Origin of the sequence: Pseudomonas sp. FP215 (assembly GCF_030687795.1) — a bacterium.
Classification (GTDB): Bacteria; Pseudomonadota; Gammaproteobacteria; order Pseudomonadales; family Pseudomonadaceae; genus Aquipseudomonas; species Aquipseudomonas salmasensis.
In genome coordinates, this window is the sequence record NZ_CP117447.1 from 3167393 (window position 1) to 3185617 (window position 18225).

At 59.9% G+C, this 18225-nt stretch carries 14 protein-coding genes; 3 read left to right on the forward strand and 11 right to left on the reverse strand.

Annotation, left to right across the window (positions count from 1 at the left end):
• Positions 1–23 precede the first annotated feature (23 nt).
• On the forward strand, positions 24–401 hold the full coding sequence (locus tag PSH76_RS14370; protein ID WP_138762639.1) for a hypothetical protein: 378 nt from the start codon (positions 24–26) through the stop codon (positions 399–401).
• 12 nt (positions 402–413) lie between these two features.
• Here the strand turns inward: PSH76_RS14370 and PSH76_RS14375 are convergent, their stop codons facing one another.
• The 7 genes from PSH76_RS14375 to tpx all read right to left on the reverse strand — a co-directional run bounded on the left by PSH76_RS14375 (position 414) and on the right by tpx (position 13370).
• On the reverse strand, positions 414–1160 hold the full coding sequence (locus PSH76_RS14375) for an SDR family oxidoreductase (RefSeq protein WP_032892040.1): 747 nt from the start codon (positions 1158–1160) through the stop codon (positions 414–416).
• 54 nt (positions 1161–1214) lie between these two features.
• The gene (locus PSH76_RS14380; protein ID WP_305494366.1) at positions 1215–3311 is read right to left on the reverse strand and encodes a bifunctional diguanylate cyclase/phosphodiesterase; all 2097 of its coding nucleotides are present in this window, start codon (positions 3309–3311) and stop codon (positions 1215–1217) included.
• A 291-nt stretch (positions 3312–3602) separates the two neighbouring features.
• Complete coding sequence (locus PSH76_RS14385) at positions 3603–5060, reverse strand: efflux transporter outer membrane subunit (RefSeq protein WP_370874662.1); 1458 nt, start codon at positions 5058–5060, stop codon at positions 3603–3605.
• A 77-nt stretch (positions 5061–5137) separates the two neighbouring features.
• Positions 5138–8245 carry an efflux RND transporter permease subunit gene (locus tag PSH76_RS14390; protein WP_098951647.1) on the reverse strand — a complete coding sequence of 1036 codons (3108 nt, stop codon included), beginning with the start codon at positions 8243–8245 and terminating at the stop codon, positions 5138–5140.
• Positions 8242–11343, reverse strand: coding sequence for an MdtB/MuxB family multidrug efflux RND transporter permease subunit (locus PSH76_RS14395; RefSeq protein ID WP_305494367.1), 3102 nt, complete (start codon positions 11341–11343; stop codon positions 8242–8244). The genes PSH76_RS14390 and PSH76_RS14395 overlap by 4 nt, the downstream gene beginning before the upstream one ends.
• Positions 11340–12638 carry an MdtA/MuxA family multidrug efflux RND transporter periplasmic adaptor subunit gene (locus PSH76_RS14400; RefSeq protein ID WP_032892045.1) on the reverse strand — a complete coding sequence of 433 codons (1299 nt, stop codon included), beginning with the start codon at positions 12636–12638 and terminating at the stop codon, positions 11340–11342. Before PSH76_RS14400 ends, PSH76_RS14395 begins: the two co-directional genes overlap by 4 nt.
• 231 nt (positions 12639–12869) lie before the next feature.
• Positions 12870–13370, reverse strand: coding sequence for a thiol peroxidase (gene tpx, locus PSH76_RS14405; RefSeq protein WP_032892046.1), 501 nt, complete (start codon positions 13368–13370; stop codon positions 12870–12872).
• A 158-nt stretch (positions 13371–13528) separates the two neighbouring features.
• On the opposite strand from tpx, the gene PSH76_RS14410 reads away from it, so the two are divergent.
• Together PSH76_RS14410 and PSH76_RS14415 are read left to right on the forward strand one after the other, a co-directional pair.
• Positions 13529–14818: a glycosyltransferase gene (locus PSH76_RS14410; RefSeq protein WP_305494368.1), complete on the forward strand. Its 1290-nt coding sequence runs from the start codon at positions 13529–13531 to the stop codon at positions 14816–14818.
• Between the two features lie 72 nt (positions 14819–14890).
• Positions 14891–15796 carry an AraC family transcriptional regulator gene (locus tag PSH76_RS14415; RefSeq protein WP_032892048.1) on the forward strand — a complete coding sequence of 302 codons (906 nt, stop codon included), beginning with the start codon at positions 14891–14893 and terminating at the stop codon, positions 15794–15796.
• Between the two features lie 36 nt (positions 15797–15832).
• On the opposite strand, the gene PSH76_RS30760 is transcribed toward PSH76_RS14415, so the two are convergent.
• From PSH76_RS30760 to PSH76_RS14430, 4 genes are all read right to left on the reverse strand, one after another.
• Positions 15833–16189, reverse strand: a complete 357-nt coding sequence (locus tag PSH76_RS30760) for a DUF6392 family protein (RefSeq protein ID WP_370874654.1) — start codon at positions 16187–16189, stop codon at positions 15833–15835.
• Between the two features lie 135 nt (positions 16190–16324).
• On the reverse strand, positions 16325–16912 hold the full coding sequence (locus PSH76_RS14420; protein ID WP_305494369.1) for a DUF6392 family protein: 588 nt from the start codon (positions 16910–16912) through the stop codon (positions 16325–16327).
• Between the two features lie 56 nt (positions 16913–16968).
• Positions 16969–17448, reverse strand: coding sequence for a DUF6392 family protein (locus PSH76_RS14425; RefSeq protein WP_305494370.1), 480 nt, complete (start codon positions 17446–17448; stop codon positions 16969–16971).
• Between the two features lie 163 nt (positions 17449–17611).
• Entirely contained in the window at positions 17612–18091 is a 480-nt protein-coding gene (locus PSH76_RS14430; RefSeq protein ID WP_305494371.1) for a DUF6392 family protein, read from the reverse strand.
• Between the last annotated feature and the right edge of the window lie 134 nt (positions 18092–18225).

The window sequence follows — 18225 nt, forward strand, 5'->3', positions numbered from 1 at the left end:
CGGAACAACAACAGGTGCGCCAGATGAAAGGCCCGAGCGGGCGCCCTGCCGGTGTTCATCGCTCGGCAGAGGCGATCATCGAACACAGTAGCGTGACAAAAAACTTCCTCAAGGGCTGCGATTTCTATCAGGTCGTCGATGACCTCAAGCGACAGGTCGGCGACTGGACGCAAGCCAATCCAGACCCGCAGGCCAGAGCTGATGCGGCCTACGATCTGGATAAAGTGCTGCGTTTTCTCGATAACGTCGATGATCGAACCCTCAATGGCAGCGATAGCCGCAATGGCCATATCGAGGGTTTTTCCAACTGCGGCTATGGCGTGGTGAAGCACTCCGAAGCCGACCTGCTCCGGCAGTTCTCCTGGTACGGCTACGAGGTGCTGCGCACGCTGCGGACCTGATCGGCCAGCGCCTTAACGGCCACCGCCCAGGTCAATGAATGTTCCGGTGGAATACGACGCCTTGTCCGACAGTAACCAAATAATCGCCTCCGCCACTTCATCCGGGCGCCCGCCCCGCGCCATGGGTATACCCGACTCCAGCTTGCTGACCCGGTCCGGGTCGCCGCTCAGGGCATGGAAGTCGGTAAAGATATAGCCAGGGCGTACCGCGTTGACACGGATACCCTCACCTGCGACCTCTTTCGATAAGCCGATGGTGAAGGTATCCAGCGCGCCCTTGGAGGCGGCGTAGTCGACATACTCACCCGGCGAGCCCAGCCGCGCCGCCACCGACGACACGTTGACGATACTGCCGCCCTGCCCGCCATGGCGGGGCGACATGCGCAGCACCGCGTGCTTGGCACACAGGATCGGGCCCAACACATTGGTCTTGAGGATTTTGAGGATACGAAACTCGGACATTTCATCGACCCGCGACTTGTGCCCCACGGTGCCGGCGTTATTGACCAGCGCGGTGACCCGGCCCAGCTCCGCATCAACGCGATTGAACAGGCCGATCACTTCATCCTCGATGCTGACATCGGCCCGCACGGCAATCGCCTGGGCGCCCAATGCGCGGACCTGATCAAGTACATGGTGGGCAGCGTCTTCATCCGCCTGGTAGTTGATGCAGATGCGATAGCCCTGGCGAGCCGCGAGCAATGCTGTCTGGGCGCCAATGCCACGGCTGCCCCCCGTGATGATGACGACTTTGTCCATGGCTGCGGCCTCCTGATTCAACCGGATGTTTAGGGTTGGATCCAAGAATACCTTTCACTTAACGCTTTTGTCAGGCGCTACCGGCTCTTCGGTGCGCCGGATATTGGCCATGAAGCTGTCGGCCGGCAACGGGTGCCCTAACAAGTAACCTTGCAAGGAGTCACACCCCAGGCGGGTGAGGAAGTCCTGCTGCATATCGGTCTCCACGCCTTCAGCGACTATTCGCAGGCCAAGGGCCTGGCCCAGGGCCACGATGGCCGAGACGATGGCCGCGTCGTCGCTGTCGTGTTCCAGGTCACGCACAAAACCGCGGTCGATCTTCAACTCGTTGGCCGGCAGGCGCTTGAGGTACATCAGGCTGGAGTAACCGGTGCCGAAGTCATCGATGGACAGGTCCACGCCCATGTCCGAGAGCTGCTGCAACACCGTCATGCTCGCATCGGCATCGCTCATGGCGGTGGTCTCGGTGATTTCCAGCGTGAGGCTGTTGGCCGGCAAGTGGTGACGCTCCAGCGCCGCCGCTACGCTGTTGACCAGCCCGGCATGGCAGAACTGCAGCGCCGACAGATTGACGGCGATGCGCCAGCTCTCATAGCCCTGGGCGTACCACACGCGCATCTGGCGGCAGGCTTCATCGAGTACCCACTCACCGATGGGAATGATCAGCCCGGTTTTCTCCGCCAGTGCAATAAACGTAGCGGGCATCAGCAAGCCCTGTTGCGGATGCTCCCAGCGCAACAGCGCCTCGGCCCCCACGGCAAGGCCACTGACAGCGTCGAACTTGGGTTGGTAATGCAAACGAAACTGCCCCTGCTCCAGGGCATTGCGCAGGTCTTGCAGCAATTGCAGTTGTTTGCGCGCGTTGGTGTTCATCGACACATCGAAGAAGCTGTAGCCGTTCTTGCCCATGCCCTTGGCGTGATACATCGCCGCGTCGGCGTTCATCAGCAGTTCCTGGGGGTTATTACCGTTGCCCGGGAACATGGCGATACCGATGCTGGCCGAGATTTGCAGCTCATGGTCGGCCACCGTGAACGGGCGGTTGATCAGGCTCACCTGGCGCTCGGCCAAGCCCATGGCATCGTCGGGCTGGGTGAGCTGCACCAGCAACACAAACTCATCACCGCCGATGCGGGCCAGGGTGTCCTGGCTGCGCAAATCCTCGCGCAAGCGCAAGCCGACCTCGCGCAGCAACTGGTCGCCCAGGTGATGGCCAAAGGCATCGTTGACCGGCTTGAAACCATCCAGGTCGATAAACATCAAGGCAAAGCAACCGCCCCGCTCGTTCACCGCCTGGATGCCTTGTTGAATGCGATCAGCCAGCAACGTGCGGTTAGGCAGGCCGGTGAGCATGTCATGCAGGGCCAGGTGGGTGAGTTCCTGGTTGGCCAGGGTCAGGGAGTCGGTGAGCACGGCGGTGCGCGCTTCCAGGCGCGCATCCAGCACCGAGGTCAACAGCGCAATGACCAGCACCGCCAGCGAAGTGACCAAGACCAGGTTATCCAGGCCCTTGCCGCTCAGGCCGGTCAATGCGGCGCCGCAGAAGCTGCCATCGGCAAAGCGTGCCGCAGCCATCCCGGTGTAGTGCATCCCCACGATAGCCACGCCCATCACCACGGCGGCGCCACCCCGTGCCAGCCGTACATAAGGTGTGTTGCGCCGCAGGTTGAAGGCAATCCACAGCGCGGCGCCGGAAGCCACCACCGCGATCATCAACGAAGCGCCGAACAAGGCCGGGTCGTAATCAATGCCCGGCGTCATACGCATCGCGGCCATGCCGGTGTAATGCATGCTGGCGATACCGGCGCCCATCACCAGCGCGCCCAATGCCAGTTGCCAGGCCGGTAAGCGTGGCTGGCTGACCAACCATAACGCAAACCCGCTGGATAGCACGGCGATCAACAGCGAGAACAGGGTAATGGCTACGTCAAAGCCCAGGGCAAACGGCAGGCGCAGGGCCAACATCCCGATAAAGTGCATGGACCAGATGCCGACACCCATCGCCACTGCGCCGCCAGTGATCCACAGGTAAACAGCCCGCCCCTTGGCCGTCGCGATACGCCCGGCCAGGTCCAACGCGGTGTAGGACGCCAGGATGGCCACGCACAGGGAAATCACGACAAGGGAGGTTGAATAGCTACCGATCAGCATGGCACGTCTCGCAGGCGACCGGCGCAAAAGCCCGTGCCGGGTGGCAAATCGGGCGATTGTAGCGAGTATGAATCCGAGGCAGGTGATTAATTGATCCGTGGGCCATGACGCCGTTTCTGGCGTCAATCGGCTGGCTTCATCAGGGTGTTTTCAACGACGCCACGGACATCAAAATGCGGGGTTGTCTGTAGGAGCGAGCTTGCTCGCGAAAAACTCACAGACGCCGCGTTCATTCAGCAAGCACGCGTTATCGTTGACGTTTTTCGCGAGCAAGCTCGCTCCTACAGTCGGTCACTGCTTTTCGGCCAGGGAGGTCTGGCCGTCCCAGCCTCCGCCCAACGCGGCGATCAACTGCACACTGGCCACCAGCCGCGACTGCAGCAAGGTCAACACCGTACGCTCGTTACTCAGGGCCGTTGCTTGCACCGTGACCACGTCCAGGTAGGCAATCAACCCGGCCTTGTACTGGTTTTCGGTCAAACGCAACGATTCACGCGCGGCTTCCAACGCTTCATTGCTGACCACCGCCTCGTCGGCGAGCACCTTGAGCTGCACCATGTAGTTTTCCACCTCACGGAAACCGTCCAGCACGGTCTGGCGGTACTTGGCCACGGTCTCGTCGTAGCTGGCCACGCTGCGGTCGACTTCCGCCGAACGCTGGCCGCCATCGAACAGGGTCATCGCCAGTTTCGGCCCCACCGACCAGAAACGGTTCGGCAGGCTGATCCAGTCCTCGTACGTACTGCTGGAATAGCCGCCCTGCAGGCTCAGGCTGAGGTCCGGATAATAAGCCGCCTTGGCCACGCCGATATTGGCGTTGGCGGCGATGACCGAGCGTTCGGCCGAGGCGATATCGGGGCGGCGCTCCAGCAATTGGGACGGCAGGCTCACCGGTATCTGCGGCAGGGCCGGGATGTCGTTGCTCACAGCCAGATTGAAGTTAGCCGGCGCCTCGCCGATCAACACCGCAATGGCGTTTTCCAGCTGGGCGCGCTGCCAGATCAGGTCAATCAGGCTGGCCTGGGTGGTCTTGAGCTGGGTTTGCGCCTGGGCGATGGCGTCCTTGCCGGCCACACCGGCGCGGTACTGGTTTTCGGTCATTTTCAACGAACGCTGGTAGGTGTCCAACGTGGCTTGCAGCAGGCGTGTCTGCTCGTCCATGACCCGCAGTTGCAGGTAGCTTTGCACCAACTCCGACTGTTGGCTCAGGCGCATCGCGGCCAGGTCGGCCGAGCTTGCCTCGGCGCTGGCTTCGTTGGCCTCCAGGCCACGGCGTAACTTGCCCCAGATATCCGCCTCCCAGCTCACGCCCAACTGCGCATTGAGGGTGTCGCGAATCCCGCTGCTGGAGCTGCTAAGGCTGGCACTGCTGCTGCCGGTGCCCTGGCTGGCGCGGGTCTTGCCAACACTCAGGTCAACGCTGGGGTAAAACGCCCCGCGTGAGCTGCGCACCAGGGCCTTTGCCTGACGAAAACGCGCTTCGGCCTGGGCGACGGTCTGGTTGGAGGCGTTGAGGCGTACCACCAGGTCGTTGAGTTGACGGTCACCGTAAAGCTCCCACCAGGCGCCGCGGGCCAGGGAGTCGCTGGGGTTGGCCTGGCGCCAGCCCTGGGCCTCCTTGAACTGCACCGGCTCGATGACCTCCGGGCGCTTGTAGTCGGGGCCGATGGCGCAGGCGCTGAGCAACATAGCCAGGCCCACTGTAGGAGCGAGCTTGCTCGCGAAAGCCGTCAACGAGAACGCGTTCATTCTGGATGAGCGCGGCGCATGGGCGTTCTTCGCGAGCAAGCTCGCTCCTACAGGGGTTGCAGGGGCGTTGGTTGGGTTCATAGCGCAGTGTCCAGGGCAGCATCGGTACGCACGCCGCGCCAGGCGTTGAAGCGGTGGCGCGCGCGGTCGAGGTAAAGGTAAACCACCGGGGTGGTGTAAAGGGTCAGGATCTGGCTGAAGACCAGGCCACCGATGATGGTCAGGCCCAACGGATGGCGCATTTCCGCGCCGTCGCCGCTGCCGAGCAGCAACGGCAAGGCACCGAGGATCGCGGCCAGGGTAGTCATCAGGATCGGCCGCAGCCGCAACAGGCAAGCACTGCGGATCGACTCCAGGGGGCTCATGCCGTCGTTGCGCTCCAACTGCAGCGCGAGGTCGATCATCAGGATCGCGTTTTTCTTCACCACGCCGATCAACAGGAACAAACCCAGCAAGGAAATCAGACTGAACTCGCCGCCCAGCAGGTAGATCGCCAACAACGCACCGACACCGGCCGACGGCAGCGTAGACAGGATGGTAAGCGGGTGAATATAGCTTTCATACAAAATACCCAGCACCAGATACACCGCCACCAGCGCGCCGAGAATCATGAACGGCTGGCCTTTCTGGGTCGCGGCGAAGGCATCGGCGGTGCCGGCCATCTTGGCGATCACATCTTCGGGCAGCCCGACCTTGGCAATCGCACGCTCGATGGCCGCCGTGCCCTGCTCCACCGTGACGCCGGGCGCCATGTCGAAGGCGATATTCTCCGAAGCGAACTGGCCTTCATGGCTGACGCGGTCATCGGCCAGGCTGTTTTCATAATGAGCAATGGTCGACAACGGCACCCGTGCGCCGTCGGCGGTGATCACCTGCATCTGGTTGAGGGTGATCGGGTCCTGGGCGTATTTGGGATTGACCTCCATCACCACCTGGTACTGGTTGAGGCTGTCGTAGATGGTGGAAATCTGCCGCTGACTGTAGGCGTTGTTGAGCACCGCCGTGACCATGTTCATGTCGATGCCCAGGCGCTTGGCCTGGTCGCGGTCGACAATCAGCGTGACCTGGGCCGCGCCGCGGCCTTCACGGGCGTCGATGGCGGTCAGCTCTGGCAATTCACGCATGGCCGCCACCACTTTCGGGTACCACAGGCGCAGCGCGGCCAAGTCACCGCTTTGCAGGATGTAGGAATACTGCGCGCTGGTCTGGTCGCGGCTGCCGCCAAATTGCAGGTCCTGGTCGGCCATCAGGAACAAGCGCCCGCCCGGCACCAGTGGCACCTCTTTGCGCAGGCGCTCGATCACCGCCTGGGCGGAGATCTTGCGTTCGCCGATCGGCTTGAGGCGTACCAGCATCACCGCATTGTTAGTGCCTTGGTTGCCACCGATAAAGCCGGCCACGCTGAGCACCGCCGGGTCCTTGAGCACCGCCTGGCGAAAGATCTCCATCTTCGGCTGCATCACGCTGAACGACAGGCCATCGTCGCCGCGCACAAAACCGATCAACTGGCCGGTGTCCTGCTGGGGCATGAAGGTTTTGGGCACCACCACGTACAGCGCGATATTCACGCCCACGGTGACCAACAGGCTGAGCAAGGTCAGGCGCCGATGGCGCAGCACCCAATCCAGGCTGGTGGCGTAGCCGGCGACCATGCGGTCGTTGACCTTCTGACTCCAGCGCTGCAATCCGGTCTGCTGGTCCTTCACATGCGGCTTTAACCAACGGGCACAGAGCATGGGCGTCAGGGTCAGCGAGACAATCAGTGAGACGATGATCGCCGCCGACAAGGTGATGGAAAACTCACGGAACAGGTTGGTGACGATGCCGCCCATAAACAGAATGGACAGGAACACCGCCACCAACGACACGTTCATCGACAGCAAGGTAAAGCCGACCTCCTGGGCGCCCAGGTAGGCGGCTTTCATCGGTGGCACGCCCTCGTCGATGTGCCGGGAAATGTTCTCCAGCACCACGATGGCATCGTCCACCACCAGCCCGGTGGCGAGGATCAGCGCCATCAGCGAGAAATTGTTCAGCGAAAAACCGTACAGGTACATCACCGCGAAGGTGCCCACCAACGACACCGGCACCGCCAGGGTCGGGATCAGCGAAGCACGGAAGTTACCCAGGAACAGGTACACCACCAGGATCACCAGCCCCACGGCAATCAGCAGGGTCATTTCCGCCTCATGCAGGGTGGCGGTGATCACGGGCGAGCGGTCCATGGCCAGGCTGAGCTTGACGCTGGACGGCAACACCGCCTGCAGCGCCGGCAACTGCGCCTTGATCTGCCGCACGGTTTCGATGATGTTGGCGCCGGACTGGCGGTTGATCACCAGCAACACCGCCGAATCATTGTTGAAGAAGCCGCTGTTGTAGCGGTCTTCCACCCCATCAGTGATCTTCGCCACGTCCTTGAGGCGCAGGGCGGCGCCGTCCTGGTAGCGAATCAGCAGGGGCTCATAGTCCTTGGCTTTTTCCAACTGGTCGTTGGCCTGGATCTGCCAGTTGCGCTCGCTGTCTTCCAGGGAGCCTTTGGGCCGGCGCTGGTTGGCGTTGGCGATGGTGTTGCGCACATCGTCCAGGGCGACGCCGTACTGATCGAGAGCCTTGGGTTCCAGCTCGATGCGCACCGCCGGTAGCGAACTGCCGCCGATCTGCACTTCGCCCACGCCCGGCACCTGGGACAGGCTCTGGGACAAGATGGTCGAGGCCAGGTCGTACAACTGGCCCTTCTGCAACACGTCGGAGGTCAGCGACAGCACCATGATCGGCGCCTGGGACGGGTTGATCTTCTTGTAGGTGGGCATGCTGCGCATGCCGCTGGGCAGCAGGTTGCGCGACGCGTTGATGGCCGCCTGTACTTCCCGCGCCGCGCCGTTGATGTCGCGGTCGGAATCGAACGCCAGAATCACCCGGGTAGAGCCCTGGCTCGAGGAACTGCTCATGGTGGTGATACCGGCAATCGCGCCGAATGAGCGCTCCAGCGGCGTAGCCACCGTAGACGCCATCACCTCGGGGCTGGCACCGGGCAAGCTGGCCGACACCACGATCACCGGGAAGTCGATCTGCGGCAATGGCGACACCGGCAGCAAGTTGAAGCTGACGCCACCGAGCAACATGATCGCCAGGCTCAGCAGCATGGTGGCTACCGGCCGGCGGATGAAAGGTCCGGACAGGTTCATGGCTCAACCGGCTCCAGGCGTTGTGGCTCTTTGCGCCAGCGCCGGCCAAGACGATCGAAGTACAGGTAGATCACCGGCGTGGTGAACAGCGTCAACACCTGGCTCACCAGCAACCCGCCCACCATCACCAGGCCCAGGGGCTGGCGCAGTTCGGCGCCGGAGCCACTGGCGAGCATCAACGGCACCGCACCGAACAAGGCGGCCAGGGTGGTCATCAGGATCGGCCGGAAGCGCAACAGCGCGGCCTGGTAGATCGCCGTCTGCGGGTCCAGGCCCTGGTTGCGTTCGGCGTCGAGGGCGAAGTCGATCATCATGATCGCGTTCTTTTTCACGATACCAATCAGCAGGATGATGCCGATGATCGCGATCATGCCCAGGTCATTGCCACTGAGCAGCAACGCCAGCAAGGCCCCCACCGCCGCCGACGGCAAGGTCGAGAGAATGGTGATCGGGTGGATATAGCTCTCATAGAGCACACCCAGCACGATGTACATGGTGACCACCGCCGCCAGGATCAACAGCAAGGTGCTCGACAACGAAGCTTCGAACGCCTGGGCCGCGCCCTGGAACTGGGTTTGCACGCCCACCGGCATGCCGATGTCCTTCTGGGTCTGGTTGATCAGCTCCACGCCTTTGCCCAGCGCCACGCCGGGCGCCAGGTTGAACGACATCATCACCGCCGGGAACTGGCCGATATGGGCAATTGCCAACTGCGCCTGGCGCTGTTCCACATGGGCCAGGCTCGACAGGCGTACCTGGCCACCGTCGGTGGTTTTCACATGGATCTGGTTGAGGGCCGCCGGGCCAAGGGTTTCGCCGGATTGGGCCTGCAACACCACCCGGTACTGGCTGGCTTGCGTATAAATCGTGGAAATCTGCCGCTGGCCGAAAGCGTCATACAGCGCATCGGTGATGGTCGAGACGCTCACGCCCAGGCGCGAGGCCGCATCGCGATCAATCACCAGGTACACCTGCAAGCCTTTGTCCTGCAGGTCACTGGCAACGTCGGTGAGTTCCGGCAACTGGCTGAGGGCATGCACCAGCTTGCCGCTCCACAACGCCAGCAGCTCGGCGTCCGGCGAAGACATGCTGAACTGATACTGGGTACGGCTGACCCGGTCCTCGATGGTGAGGTCCTGCACCGGTTGCATGAACAAGCGGATGCCCACCAGCTTGTCGATTTGCGGTTGCAGGCGGGTGATTACTTGGGCGGCGCTCAAATCGCGCTGGCCGTGGGCCTTGAGGTTGATCAGCAAGCGCCCGCTGTTGAGGGTGGCGTTATCGCCGTCCACGCCAATGTAGGACGACAGGCTCTCGACTGCGGGGTCGGCGAGAATGATCCTCGCCAACTCCTGCTGGCGCTGGCTCATGGCCGCAAAGGAAATCGACTGCGGCGCTTCGGAAATACCCTGGATCACCCCGGTGTCCTGCACCGGGAAAAAGCCCTTGGGCACCACCAGGTACAGCACCACCGTAAGGCCCAGGGTGGCGATCGCCACCAGCAACGTCAGCGGCTGGTGCTTGAGCACCCATTGCAGCTTGCGGCCGTAGGCTTCGATCAGCCAATCAATCCAGGCGCCGCTGGCTTTGTAGAAGCGGCCCTGCTCTTCTTCCTTGGGTTCGCGCTTGAGCAGGCGCGCACACATCATCGGCGTGAGAGTCAGGGACACCACCAGGGAAATCAGGATCGCCACGGCCAGGGTGATGGCGAACTCACGGAACAGCCGCCCGACCACATCAGCCATGAACAGCAGCGGGATCAACACCGCAATCAGCGACAAGGTCAGGGATATCAGGGTGAAACCGATCTGCTTGGCGCCCTTGAGCGCGGCCGCCATCGGCGTCTCGCCTTCCTCGATATAGCGCGAGATGTTCTCCAGCATCACGATGGCGTCGTCCACCACAAACCCGGTGGCGATGGTCAGGGCCATCAGTGTCAGGTTATTGATGGAGAATCCGGCCAGGTACATCACGCCAAAGGTGCCCACCAGGGACAGCGGCACGGCGATGGACGGAATGATCGTGGCGCTGACGCGGCGCAGGAACAGGAACGTCACCATCACCACCAGGGCAATGGCGATCAGCAGCTCATGTTGTACGTCTTTGACCGAGGCGCGGATGGTCTGGGTACGGTCGGTAAGCACCGTCACGTCCAGGCCGGCCGGCAGGTTGTCGGTGATGCTGGGCAGCAGGGCCTTGATGCGGTCCACCACCTCGATCACGTTGGCACCCGGCTGGCGCTGGATATTGAGCAGCACAGCCTGGTTCTCGTTGGCCCAAGCGGCGAGGCGCTCGTTTTCGGCGCCGTCGACGATCTGCGCCACATCCTTGAGCCGCAGCGGTGCGCCATTGTTGTAGGCCAGGATCAGTTCGGCATATTGCTCAGGCGAAACCAACTGGTCGTTGGCGTCGAGCATCGACACGCGGGTGGGGCCGTCAAAGTTACCCTTGGGCTGGTTGACGTTGGAAGCGGCGATCAGGGCGCGCACGTCCGAGAGGTTCAAGCCATTGGCCGCCAGGGCCTCGGGGTTGACCTTGATGCGCACGGCCTGGCGCTGGCCACCGGCGATGCTGACCATGCCGACACCGCTGATCTGCGCGATTTTCTGCGCCATGCGCGTGTCGACCAGGTCATTGAGCTTGGGCAGCAACATGGTCTTGGAGGTGATTGCCAGGGTCAGCACCGGGGTATCTGCCGGGTTGACCTTGTTGTACACCGGCGGCGCCGGCAAATCCTTGGGCAGCAGGTTGGTGGCGGCGTTGATCGCGGCCTGCACCTGTTGCTCGGCCACATCCATATTGATGTCGAGGTTGAAACGCAGGGTCAGCACCGACGCACCGCCGGAGCTGGTGGACGCCATCTGGGTCAGCCCGGGCATCTGCCCGAACTGGCGCTCCAGCGGTGCGGTGACCGCGCTGGTCATCACGTCGGGGCTGGCGCCGGGGTACAGGGTCATCACCCGGATGGTCGGGTAATCCACCTGGGGCAAGGCCGATACCGGCAGCAAGCGGTACGCGATGATGCCGGCCAGGACAATGGCCAGCATGCTCAGCGTGGTGGCGACCGGGCGAAGGATGAACAGGCGCGACAGGTTCATGAACCGACCTTTTGCGCCTTGCCGGCGTCAGCGCCGGTCTCCCCTTTCGCTGCGGGCTTGCCTTGCAGGTGTTCGGTCGGGGTGGTCGGCACCTCGCTGCTGGCGTTGACCACTTCGATCTCGCTGCCGTCCTTAAGGCGGTCAGTACCTTCCAGTACCACGCGGTCGCCAGCGGCCAGGCCTTCCTTGATCACAGTGTTTTCGCCATCGGTGTCACCTACCACCAGCGGCTGGACCTTGACCTTCTTGTCGCCGTCGAGCTTGTAGACAAAGGTGCCATTGTTGCCGAACTGGATCGCCGCGGAGGGCGCCAGCACCACGTTCTTCAAAGTGTCGGCCAGCAGATGCACATTGACGAACTGGTTGGGGAACAGCGCCTGGTCCTTGTTATCGAAACGCGCCTTGAATTTCAGCGTGCCGGTAGTCACATCAATCTGGTTGTCCAGGCTTTGCAGTACACCGACCGCCTGTTTTTTCACGTCGCTACGGTCCCAGGCTTCCACGGGCAATTTGTTGCCGGCGTGGTAACGGGCCAGCACGGTTTCCAGGGTATTTTCCGGCAGGGTGAAGGCCACGCTGATCGGCTGGGTCTGGGTGATCACCGCCAGGGCGGTGGTGTCGTTTGCGGCGACGAGGTTGCCGACGTCAAGCTGGCGCAAACCGACGCGGCCACTGATGGGCGCGCGGATCTTGGTGAATTCCAGGTTGAGCTTGGCGTCGTCCACCGCGCCCTGGTTGGTCTTGACCGTGCCCTGGTATTGCAGAACCAGCGCTTCGGCGGTGTCCAGGGTTTGCTTGGCGATACTGTCCTGGGCGTACAGATCGCGATAACGCTGTACATCGACCTGGGCGTTCTTCAACTGGGCCTGGTTCTGCAGCAAGGTGCCCTGGGCCTGGAGCAAGGCGTTCTGATAGCTACGCGGGTCGATTTCTGCCAGCAGGTCGCCGGCCTTGACCATCTGCCCTTCCTCAAAGGCGATCTTGACCAGCTCACCGCCCACCCGGCTGCGCACATTAATGGTGTTCAGCGCCGTGACCGTCCCCAGGGCCTTGTAGTACACCGGGAACTCCCCCAGCACCGCCGGTGCCACACGCACCGGTACCGGCCCGGTGGAACCACCGAAGCCCGGGCGCGCCATGCCGGTCTTGCCCGTGTGCCCCGCCGGAGCATCTTTATGGGCCGCGCCACTGGGCCAGAATTTCCAGCACAGGCCGGCGATAACCAGCAGCACGAGCAGGCCAAACAGCCAGCGGCGGGAGTTGCGGGAGGAGGATTGCATGGAGTGATCAACCATTGGGGATGAGAGCTTCTTCTTCGGGAGGCTGAAAGATAAGCACTGGGGTGCGTTTAGAAAAGCACCTTTACCGGCTATTTACCTTAGGCTTACAACGTTTAACTTTTGATCTTAGTCCACCGGCTATTTCGCTAAGCCGCTGACGCTCAAATAAAAACGGCCTGGACTAGGCCAGGCCGCAATCATGCATCATACGTGTTACTGCCAAACGACAGTCATACGTAGAAACAGTTACTTCAACACAGCCAGGGCGGCGTCGTAGTTTGGCTCTTCAGCGATTTCCTTGACCAACTCGCTGTGCAGCACGTTGTCGTTTTCGTCCAGTACCACGACAGCGCGAGCGGTCAGGCCTTTGAGCGGGCCGTCGGCAATGGCCACACCGTAATCAACAGCGAAGTCCGAATCACGGAAGTCCGACAGGTTCTTCACGTTTTCCAGGCCTTCGGAGCCGCAGAAACGTGCCTGGGCGAATGGCAGGTCGGTGGAGATGCACAGCACCACGGTGTTGGCCACGTCGTTGGCCTGGGCGTTGAACTTGCGCACCGAAGTGGCACAGGTTGGGGTGTCAACGCTTGGGAAGATGTTCAGCACTTTGCGCTTGCCGGCAAAGGTAGCCAGGGTGGCGTTGGACAGATCGCCGGCGGTCAGGGTGAAGTCTGCGGCTTTTGCGCCGACTTTCGGCAAATCGCCTTCAACCTGGACCGGGTTGCCTTTAAGAGTGACTTGAGCCATGAACAGAATCCTTATGCTGGGTTTGGTTAAACGAATTCGAGAGACGGAAGTTAACCACAAAGTGCCGAAGCTACCTACCGCCAGACACAAATTGTCATGTCCTGAGGTTGTGGTTTAATTGCGCGCTTTGCGCCTGCCCTTCAAGGAAACCTTCGTCGATGAATCAGCCCGCCACCAAAGTCCTGGTCATTGGCTACGTCTGGCCCGAGCCCCGTTCCTCGGCTGCGGGCGGGCATATGATGCAAATCCTTGAGAGCTTTCTTACGCAAGGTTGGGACATTACCTTCAGCAGCCCCGCCACCATCGGCGAACACAAGGCCGACTTGCCCGCACTCGGGATCGCCGAACGCGCCATCGAACTGAATAACAGCAGTTTCGATGACTTTGTCCGCGAACTGGCCCCGGACATTGTGCTGTTCGACCGTTTCATGATGGAGGAGCAATTCGGCTGGCGCGTGGAACAATGCTGCCCCGACGCCCTGCGGGTGCTGGAGACCTCCGACCTGCAAAGCCTGCGCGACGCCCGTCACCAGCGTTTCAAAGAACAAGTAAAAGCCAACCCCGACAGCGACGACTTCAGCGCCCTGTTCGCCCCGGCGCTGGAGGACGAGTTCCAGCGCATGGCCGATACCGACTTGGCCAAACGCGAAATCGCCGCCATCTACCGCTGTGACATCAGCCTGATGATCTCCGACGTGGAGATCCGCCTGCTCACCGAACAGTTCAAAGTGCCGGCCGCCCTGCTCCACTGGTGCCCGTTGATGCTGCAACCGCCCACCGACGCATTTGCGCCCTTTGAAGACCGTGCGCATTTCCTCAGCATCGGCAACTTCCGCCACGCGCCCAACTGGGATGCGGTGCTGTGGATGAAGCACAGCCTGTGGCCGCTGATTCGCCAACAACTGCCGGGCGCGCAGTTGCATATCTACGGCGCCTATACCCCGCCCAAGGCCACCGCCCTGCACAACCCGGCGCAGGGTTTTCATGTGATGAACTGGGCCGAAGATGCGCTGCAAGTCATGACCGCCGCGCGTATCTGCCTGGCACCGCTGCGCTTTGGCGCCGGCATCAAGGGCAAGTTGGTGGACGCCATGCTGTGCGGCACGCCCGCTGTCACCACCCCTATCGGCGCCGAGGCCATGGGCGACGACCAACCCTGGCCCGGCGTGATCGCACAGGACGCCCCGGCCCTGGCCGCCGCTGCCGTGGCCCTTTACCAAAACCGCGAGCGCTGGACTCAAGCCCAGGAACAAGGGCGCCAACTCCTGGCCCGACGCTATGACCAGGACGTGCACGGGCCCGCCTTGGTGAAATGCCTGGAACGTTGCCGCAGCAACCTTGCCGCCCATCGCCGGGACAACTTCACCGGCAGCATGCTGCGCCACCACGCGCATAAAAGTACCCAGTACATGTCCCAGTGGATCGAGGCCAAAAACCGCACCCTATAAACACTGGCGCTGGCGAGGTCGCGCGCGACGGGGCATTATCCTACGCAGCAACCACAATAAAGCGACGGCAGCATGACCCGAGCAACGCGCATCACCGACCCTTCCTACGAGCTGATGGACGACCACAACGGCCTGTCCATCATCTATCGCCAGCACGGCTTCCCCTGCCCCCTGGTGCGCTGGCATTTCCACAAGGAATACGAGCTGCACCTGATCGTCGCCAGCTCCGGCAAGGTGTTTATCGGCGACTACATCGGCAACTTCTACCCCGAAAGCCTGTTCCTCACCGGCCCCAACCTGCCCCATAACTGGATCAGCCAGGTGGAAGAAGACGAAGTCGTGCCCAAGCGCGACATGCTGGTGAACTTCACCGATGAATTGTTCGAACACGGCAGCCACATCTTCACCGAACTCAAAAGCCTGGCGCCGCTGCTTGAACGTGCGCAATACGGCATCGAATTTCGCTGCAAGAAAACCATCGCCCACGCCATGAACCTGATGCAACGCATCGAAGACGCCCAAGGCATGGCACGCCTGGGGCACTTCTTTATCTTGCTGGAAGTGTTGAGCGCCTGTGAGGACTACCAGTTACTGTCCGGCGTGACCACGCCACAGCAAGCCGACGAACACAGCATCGACCGCACCAACCGCGCGGTGGACTACATCTTTGCCCACTACGCCCGCGAGCTGCCGCTGGAGGAAGTGGCGGAGTACCTGGGGATGAAGCCAACGTATTTTTCCAGGGTGTTCAAACAGGCGACCGGGCGCACTTTTATTGAATTCGTCAATCGGCTGCGTATCAGCAAGTCCTGTGAATTGCTGGCCGATGGGGACAAGGCCGTGACGGATGTGTGTTTTGAGTCGGGGTTTAATAATATTTCCAACTTTAATCGGCGGTTTCAGCAGCTTAAGGGGATGACGCCGTCTCACTATCGGCGGTTGGCGGTGCAGCGGTTGACTGAGCAGAATTTGGCTTGAACGTCATCGCGCCCACATTCGCGGGCGAGAACGATCTTACTTAAGAAATGCTAATAGGCATCCCATCCCTGTTTTTCTATTAAGGGGAAGTGAGGTCGGACCTTTCAACTCTGGGGGCATGCCGAATGACGCCTTTACATCGGCCTGAGTCATCGACAGAGCTAGCGGCAATGGCAATTGATCTCGATACACTGTCTGCCCCTCGACGGTTCTGGCAAGAGTAATGTATAGAGTTTCCAAACATCGGGAATCAGCCGCGAAGCCCAACTCCACCCCGTCCTCAGGTTCGATATCCAGCCAGCCCCTTCCCTCATAAAGCTCTCGTAGCGGCGCAGTAGGGATAACACCCTCTGAAATCAGCGATTCATAAGGGCGTCCCAGATTCTTTATCAATAATATTGATCATTGAGGCGTTCATCAGTACCTCACCTTTGTCGTTCCCGCGTTCCGCGGGGCAACGATCATCGAAAAAGTGCCGGCTATGGTGCCAAGATTTTTTTCCACGTTAGAGATGAATTTTCTGCTGTCTTAGGGATGCCCTCGGTTGATTAACGAAAAGACCAATGTTTTGATCTGCATTGATAATGTGTACTGAAAGGATACTTTCAAATTCGGGAAGTTAATCTGATCCAGCGAATAAGTATCAAAGCCACCTAATACGGTATCCAAAGGCAGCTTCGTCAGGCCTTGTGATTCCATGGGCATGCCAAAAGCTGCTCGCACCTCTGACTTGGATGCTAATAACGCAAAAGGCTTGGGAAGCTCACCCTTGTACTCTGTCGTACCTTCAACAGTAGAGCGCAGGGTGATGAAGAGTCGCTCGAACCTCCTCGTCTCAGCCCAGAAACTTAACTCCAGGCCGTCAGCTGGCTTTTTCAGCGATAACCAATCACGCCCGTTATAGAGCTCAGTGAGTGGCAGGTCTGGAATAATCCCATGGGAAATTAAATCCTCATAGAGCCATCCTAGATGTTTGATCCAACGCTCAATTGTCACGACGCCCATCAAGATCACACCTTTTTTGATTGATATCGTCTGTCTGAGAAAAAGCAATATCTGTTCTTGGTCAAATGAAAAATCATGGGAGGCTTGCATGATCGAATAGCTAATTGCCACTGGCAATCATGTTGGCAATTCGACGTTCCATAGCTATAGCAAGCCTCTGTGAGAGCTCAATCGTGTCCGGAATCAATCAAGGAGAAACTGATATTGTTAACGCTAAGATTTTCCAGATAGCTGAGAGTTACCATCACGTTGGGATGTACCTTTTGGTCCAAGTAATATATGTCTGCTCCGCCCCGCACGCCCAATCCACCGGGCAGTTTTACGGAGGGCTTGGATTTAGTGGGCACACCTAAAACCTCACGTACGTATCGTTGATCCATATCTAACTTGAACGGTTGAGGTAATTGCCCGGCATAGACAGGCTGCCCGACTGTTTGAATCAGGACGATCATTACTTGTTCCAGCCGTTTTGTTTCTGCCCAGAACCATAATTTCACGCCGGGTTCTGGATTTTGAATCAGCTCCTCGTTATCAGACGTATCAAAGAGCCGCTTGAGCAGTAAATCCTGAATGAGCCCTTCGCTCACCAATTTTTGATAAGGAAAACCAAGCCCTCCAACTAAACGACTGATCGCACCGGCGCCCACCAGTACCCTCCTGAGTTTGGTTAATGTCATCACTGCTGACGAGAGGCTCCAATACCGAACTCATCACCTGCACTTGATTAAAATCAAAGAAGCACTATCTGCGCTTGGCGTTGCAGCGGCTAACTGAGCAGAAACCGGCTCGAAACAAGTCAAACTAACTGGCTTATTCTCCGCTGCACAATGCAAAAGTTAGCGTTTCGACCATCATTTCGGCATTGTAGCTGAAACCTACACGGACGCCGGGATGGGTTTCTTGATGCAGTCGATATGCGTCCCATCCACCACTTTTTTTGCTACCACTACCGGGCAGTTTGCTAGGACCTATAGATTTATATGGCATACCTAGTTCGCTACGAACGCTGAACTGATTCATCTGGCTAACGAAGGGGGACGGTAGACCCCCTTTGTAAACGTAATCGTTTTCGTCGCGTTGAATAAGCGTTAATAATACCTTCTCAAATATCACATTTTTTTTTGCAAACCAGAGCTCTACGCCTTCGACCGGAAACTGGACCCACTCTTCGTTTTCCGCGGTATCCAACAACGGCATCAATGAGCCTCTGAAAATCAAGCCCTCACTGATCAATTCGGCGTAAGTGCGTCCCAGCCGACTGATCAACTTGTTAATCGCTGCAGCATCCATTAATACCACCCTTGTTTCTGATTGATATCGTGCCGGCGAGAATGATCAACCTCTATGCCTTGGCGACTTGCTTGATCGAATGACTAATCTCCACAGGCGAACATTGTCTCCTATCGAGGATTAAGGACAGCACA